The 5,129-nt window shown below is 39.7% G+C and carries 5 protein-coding genes; 2 read left to right on the top strand and 3 right to left on the bottom strand.

Going from position 1 to position 5,129, the window contains the following annotated elements; genetic code table 11:
• Window positions 1–124: 124 nt before the first annotated feature.
• The 3 genes from E1176_RS06405 to E1176_RS06395 are packed head-to-tail and all read right to left on the bottom strand — an operon-like array spanning window position 125 to window position 3,318.
• Entirely contained in the window at window positions 125–2,110 is a 1,986-nt protein-coding gene (locus E1176_RS06405; RefSeq protein WP_155209758.1) for a DUF349 domain-containing protein, read from the bottom strand.
• 45 nt (window positions 2,111–2,155) lie between these two features.
• Window positions 2,156–2,731, bottom strand: coding sequence for a YqgE/AlgH family protein (locus E1176_RS06400; RefSeq protein WP_155209757.1), 576 nt, complete (start codon window positions 2,729–2,731; stop codon window positions 2,156–2,158).
• Between the two features lie 2 nt (window positions 2,732–2,733).
• Entirely contained in the window at window positions 2,734–3,318 is a 585-nt protein-coding gene (locus E1176_RS06395; RefSeq protein ID WP_155209755.1) for a MiaE family protein, read from the bottom strand.
• 131 nt (window positions 3,319–3,449) lie between these two features.
• Here E1176_RS06395 and pdxH point away from each other — a divergent pair, with 131 nt between their 5' ends.
• Window positions 3,450–4,094, top strand: coding sequence for a pyridoxamine 5'-phosphate oxidase (pdxH, locus tag E1176_RS06390; protein ID WP_155209753.1), 645 nt, complete (start codon window positions 3,450–3,452; stop codon window positions 4,092–4,094).
• A partial coding sequence (locus E1176_RS06385) for a glycosyltransferase family 2 protein (RefSeq protein ID WP_222933101.1) occupies window positions 4,091–5,129 on the top strand: 1,039 nt, incomplete at its 3' end. The genes pdxH and E1176_RS06385, both read left to right, overlap by 4 nt.

Below are 5,129 nucleotides of genomic sequence, written 5' to 3'. Positions count from 1 at the left end.
CTATGGAGGCCTATTTTTAGAACTATTTTTGTTCTTTTCTTCTCTTTTGAAGACGCTTAATTGTCATAAGCGAGTGCAAATGTAATGCTTGAGATTTTAAATCCAAACATCTGAAGAAAAAAATTTAATTTGCTGTACGAACTATTTTTAATTGCTGCTTTAAGTTCTTCAATTGACCCTGTGCAGACTGGATTTTTTCATTGAATTCATCCTTCATTTTATCTGCAGTTTTAGATTCTGCAAAGAACTCAATGTTGTTTTTCCAAAGTGCAATGTCGCTCTCTACTTTACTTATTTGTTTTCTTATAGATTGTTCTTTTCTATATAATTTCTGATCAGCATTTGGTCCTTGTACAATTCTGTTTAGCTGGTTTTCTAAACGAATCCTCTGACGATCTTCATTACTGATACCCTCCAGGCTGTTGATATATTTATCTACTGCCTCAGCGTATTTACTTTTGATCTCAGAGATGTTTTTACGAGGAACAAACCCAATGTCCATATAATTATCACGAAGCTCTCTAAACGCATCTAAATCATCTGCCTTGTTATCTGCCATCGCTTCAATTTGCTCGCAGATTTTGACCTTCTCCTGCAGGTTTTGCTCAAACTCTTTCTCGAGCTCTTTATTGTTAGCTCTTTTGTTCTCAAAAAACGCGTCAGCGGCAGCTTTAAAATCCTTGTAGATACCACGTTGCTTTTCCGGTACCGGACCTATTTCTTTCCACTCTCTCTGGAGGCGCTTAAATGCTTCAGCTGTTTTTTGCCAATCTGTACTCTCCTTAAGCTCAACTGCTTTCTCTAGAAGCTCTTTTTTCTTAATTAAGTTGTCTTCTCTACCTGCATCTAACCTTTTAAAGAATGCGTTCTTATTATTAAAGAATGTCTTAAAAGCACCCCAAAATCTTTTGTTTATGTCTTTTGCTTTTGCTCGTGGCAAACCACCGGTTGCTTCCCACTTCTTTTGAATGTCGAGAATCTCCTTGGTCTTGTTGTTCCACTCTTTGATTCTATCAGAATCGTAGGATGTGAATGCCTGAACTTCTTCAACAAGTTCTTCTTTGACCTTAAGGTTTTCTTCTAATTCTCCTTTGAGGTTTTCAACAAAAGCTCTTCTTCTATCATAAACAGCGTCTGATGCGGCTTTAAATCTTTGCCAAAGTGGCTCCTGATCTTCCTTAGGTACAGGGCCTATGTGTTTGAACTCATGGTGTAATTCATTCAGTTCCTTGATAGCTTCTTTTAGGTTCTCCTGATTGCTCAGGTCCTCTGCTCTTTGACAAAGCTCTAGTTTGCCCTCGAGGTTTTTCTTACGGTCAAGTTCTTTAAGCTCAAAATAGATAGAGCGGTTGTCGTAAAAGCGGTCGATCAGCGCATTGTAGTTGGCCCAAAGGGTACGGGCATAAGCACCCGGCACCTGGCCTATACTTTTCCACTCATCTTGCAGGGCTTTGAAATCGTCAAAGCTTATATTGGTTTCCTCAGAGTCAACAAACTCTCTTAAGCGTTCCAGGATTTCCTGTTTTCTCTTAAGGTTTTTATCTTTTTGTTGCTCTCTAGTTCTTACAAATTCGTTTTTACGATCACGTATCAGTTTGAAATTGGCATCGAAACGATTGGCTAGCTCATCATTCTTAAACTCGAAGTCTTCTTCAACTCCGCCATTAGCAATAAATTTCTTTAATGCATCTTCTCTTTCGGCATTTCTGATCTCATCAAATAATGGCTTTATCTCTCTGGCTATTTTCTCAGCCTTGATAAACTTATCTTCCTTAGCCAGTGACTTTATCAGCTCAACTAATTCTTCTTTGGATAATGTGGTGTAGTCAATTTCTTCGTCATGATCATCTTCATGGTCTTCCTCATGGCGCTCTTCAAGATCTTCTTCGGAGTGTAAAGCCTTTTCGTCAACAGTTTTACCTGTGTCTTTCTCTTCAGATGCTACAATTGCATCTTCTGTAGCTTCAGCTTTTTGTTCAGTAACCTCCGTCTGCTCAGACGTAGTTTCCTGATTCACTTCTGACTTTTCTTCAGCAGTTTTTTGCTCTGCCGACTCCTGCAGATTTGCAGTATTTTGTTCCACTTCCTTAATGTCCTTCTCGTTATCCATTATTCCAAATTTCAACCTTTATAACTGTAAAATTACAAAAATCATTCAATTTAATCTTGGGTCGGTTGGGTAATTTGAGTAGATACTAAACCTACCTCCCAGCCTGTTTAAAGCAGTTTTCCAAAGGGTTTGGTTGTCTGTGTCAAATACCAAATCCTTTGTAGCGTTATGTGCCACTATCCAGGAGTTTGCTTTTAGCTCTTCTACCAACTGACCTGCACCCCAACCTGAGTACCCAACGAAAAACCTAAAATCTTCTGGTTTTATTTGTTTGGTATCGATCAGTAAAAGTAGCTGTTCGAAGTTTCCTCCCCAGTAGAGCCCATCTCCTATTTGAGTGCCTCCTTCAAGATAATCTGCTTTGTGAATGAAATGTAATGTATTTTGCTCTACTGGACCCCCGATGTATACCTGCTCCTGAAAGTTCTCAACTTCCTCCAGGATGTCCTCCAGGGTTACGGCAGACACTTTATTTAATACAAACCCAAATGATCCTTCCTCATTATGCTCGCACAACAAAACCACTGTACGCTCAAAGTTAGGATCCGGCAAAAAGGGCTCTGAAATTAAAAAGCTACCTTTCTCCGGCTTCAGGTTGTTATTAAACTTAAAGTAATCCATAGTTAATGAAGTGCAGGCTTCAGGGGCAAACCACTTAAAACCTCAGCTTCAATTTCGTTTAGTTCTTCTAACCTCGTGTAAACTGTATTCTTATCAAAATAATTAAGAGCCATTTTAACAAAAATATTCCCGTGCTTAGCTTCAGAAGCCCAAAGATTGTGGTAGAACTTTTTGAGTTCTCCCTCTTCCAGATTTTCGTAAACCAAACGAAATCTCTCTGCTCCTCTACACTCAATGATCGAGGCCAGCAATAATCTATCTAAAAATCGCTCTTCTACTGTAGATCTGCATTTATCTACGAGCTGTTTCACATAGTGGTCTTGCCCCATTTGAGCAGGCAGCTGTACACCACGTGATTCCATTATTTCATATACGGCTTTAAAATGCTCTAGTTCTTCAACTGCCGTATCTATCAACTCAGGAATTATTTCTAAACGATCGGGGTACTTAGCCACAAAACTCATCGCCATAGCAGAGGCTTTGCGCTCACAGTTGGCATGATCTTGTAAAAATGAGTCAAAATCACCCATCACCGTTTCTATCCACTCTTTGCTACTCTCAGATGCCAACTCTATACTTAATTTCATAAATCCTGCCTTATCGTATTTTAAACAAGCTCAATCTTAACATTACTTGAGTAAAAAGAAAAAGCATTAATGCAAAAGATTGTCGATAAAATGACGCTTCCTTACTATTTTTGACTTTTAAGAGAAAAAACATGAGTCAAAGCATAGCCGATATACGTAGCGAGTACAAAAAGAATCAGCTGAATGAAGAAGCCGTATCAGACGATCCTATTCAGCAATTTGAAAGTTGGTTTAAAGAGGCTGTAGCTTCCGAAGTAATCGAGCCTAATGCCATGAACCTCTCTACAGTCAGCCCTCAGGGTATGCCGTCAGCGAGAATTGTGCTTCTAAAAGGCATAGAAAAAGATGGCTTTGTTTTTTACACGAACTACCAATCTAACAAAGGCAAAGAACTGGAAGATAATCCATTGGCTGCTTTAACCTTCTTTTGGCCGGAACTGGAACGACAAGTTCGCATTCAAGGTCAGGTTGAAAAGGTAAGCAAGGAAGTAAGTGAAAGCTACTTTCAGAGCAGACCTAAGTCTAGCCAGATTGGAGCCTGGGCTTCGCCACAAAGTTCTGTAATCGGGAGCCGCGAAATACTAGAAGAACGAGAGAAGCAACTCTCTGAAAAATTTAAAGATCAGGAGAAATTGCCTAAGCCCGAACAATGGGGAGGATATATTCTCAAACCAGTAAATATTGAGTTTTGGCAAGGTCGCGCCAGCAGATTACATGACCGGATTCTATATACCCAAAATGAAAAAGGTTGGGTCAAAAACAGGCTGGCACCTTGAGCATTTATCTCGAAAGATATGCTTTTCCTAACCAACTCATCGAAAGCAAACCCAAGGAGAATCTAGCGCTTGTTGTAACAATTCCTTGCTATAATGAGCAATCGCTGCTACCCTGTCTGCACAGCTTGAAAAATTGCCAGTTACCTGAAGGAATATCCATTGAAGTATTGGTAATCATCAATGAATCCGAAAACGAGGCTGAATCAATCAGTAACGTAAACCAGCGTTGTTTTGAGGAAGCAAAACTTTGGACGAAGGATAACTCCACACCAGCACTAAGTTTCTACATTTTACACGAAAAGCTGCCTAAAAAACATGCCGGGGTAGGCTTAGCACGCAAAATGATTATGGATGAAGCTACACGCAGATTAGATGCCGCGGGTAAGCCAAATGGTGTAATAGTTTGCTTTGATGCAGATTGCACATGTGCTGATAATTACCTGACGGAGATTTATAATTTCTTTGAGCATAATCCTAAGTCACCGGGGGCTTCAATATATTTCGAGCACCCATTAGAGGGACCTTTCGAAGAATGTGTTTATTCTGCAATTGTTGATTACGAGTTGTTTTTAAGGTTCTATGTCAATGCGCTTCGGTTTGCCGATTTTCCACATGCTTTTGAAACTATAGGGTCGAGCATGGCCGTGAGGGCCTCAGCGTACCAGAAACAAGGCGGAATGAACAAAAGGAAGGCGGGAGAAGACTTCTATTTTCTACACAAAATCATTCCATTGGGCCACTTTGGAGAAATCAATGCTACCTACGTTTTTCCTTCACCGAGAAAATCTGACCGTGTCCCTTTTGGTACAGGTAGGGCTGTAAATCAATGGCTTTTGGAAAATAAACTGGAAACTTATGCCTTAGAGACTTTCGTAGACCTTAAAGCATTTAATCAATTAGTGCCTACAATTTATGAGCATAGCCTAAAAACCATCTGGAAAGACTTGCCTCAATCCATGGCTGATTTTATTGATCAATACAATTTACAATCAGAAATAGATAAAATAAATGCGGGGTCTTTGCCTGCCTTTCTTA

The organism is Fulvivirga aurantia, assembly GCF_009711475.1.
Lineage (GTDB): Bacteria > Bacteroidota > Bacteroidia > Cytophagales > Cyclobacteriaceae > Fulvivirga > Fulvivirga aurantia.
Note: the sequence above shows the minus strand (reverse complement) of the source record. Positions and strands in the feature narration are given on the sequence as shown.